Origin of the sequence: Apibacter muscae, from assembly GCF_007845595.1 — a bacterium.
GTDB lineage: Bacteria > Bacteroidota > Bacteroidia > Flavobacteriales > Weeksellaceae > Apibacter > Apibacter muscae.
In genome coordinates this window covers 1-1,278 of record NZ_SELI01000002.1, presented here as the reverse complement: position 1 = coordinate 1,278, position 1,278 = coordinate 1, and the positions used below count along the sequence as shown (strand labels likewise).

Genomic DNA, 1,278 nt, shown 5'->3' with positions numbered 1-1,278 from the left:
AAAAATTTTAGTTATCTTCAAAACAGAGAGAGTAAGTGTCCCTATAAAAAACACCCCCACTTATTTTAGAAAACAAAATACCCCCACCCATTTTTGAGAAAATTATAAAATTTCAGCCATGAATAAAATTATAAAATATACTTACTTGATAACTTTAATATTATCAATTTTGTTTTGTAGTGTAGCTAGTGATTATGCTTACTCATTGTAACTACTATATTTTATACAAATGGTATCATCATGTTACTATATAGAAATATTAAAAATATATCATCTGATTTAATATTGTTATTACAATATGTAATATCCTCACTTATAAAAAAGTAATATATTAATCATTAGCAATAATTCTTTGAGACATTATTCTTTACCTTACCTATTGACAAATTGGAATCTAATATTTATATTTTGTAGAATACAATAATCATTTTAATAATAAATAATATCCCTTTATAATTCAGGGATTAACTTATAACATTTACTCACACAAAATTCCCTCACTTATTTAGAGCAGTCAAAAAAACACGAAACACTGCCCCTAATAGAATAACTGAAATTAGTACTATATTCAAGGTGATAGCTGAAACTCACTACTAAACCTAAATTCTATTAAAAACCAATCTAACTTAAAACATTCACACAAAAACACAAAAATCATGGTAACCATTATCAATTACAAAAAAAGACAAAAAGATAACCAAGACTTCTTTATTCTGGAAATTAGTGGAGGAATAGAAATGATACAATCCAAGACCACAGGAAAATTCTATGCCACTGCTAAAAAAGCCTATATAACTTCCACATTTGATGAACAAACTTGTCAAGCTCTTATAGGAACTCAGATACAAGGAAAAATAGAAAAAGTAGAATGTGAACCTTATTCCTATACTATCAAAGATACAGAAGAAATAATTTTACTTAGTCATAGCTATGAGTATGTTCCAGAAAATAACTCTGCTATTTCTCCCAATCAATCTACAACTCAGAATCATTCTTCCTATGTACAAAGAGAACTAGCAGAAAATCATTCCTTTCAAACCAATGAAGAATTAGTAGTTTAGGTTCTTCTAATATAAATATCTCTGAATATTACTCACTAATTCCTTCCACTTTTGTTTTTACCCTACTTAGTAATCTCACAGAAATGGAAGGATTTTTTATTATTTACTTATTTACTCACTTATGATATCTACCCTTACTAACTTAGAAAACTTTGGCTATAGAGAATTAACCTTAGTTATAGAACTCTTAACTCTTTACAATGAATATAAAATTCCA

The 1,278-nt window shown here is 27.0% G+C and carries 1 protein-coding gene; it reads left to right on the top strand.

The window, feature by feature from the left end:
- The first annotated feature begins 656 nt into the window (after window positions 1-656).
- The gene (locus ETU10_RS00030) at window positions 657-1,061 is read left to right on the top strand and encodes a hypothetical protein (RefSeq protein WP_185145018.1); all 405 of its coding nucleotides are present in this window, start codon (window positions 657-659) and stop codon (window positions 1,059-1,061) included.
- Window positions 1,062-1,278: the final 217 nt, after the last annotated feature.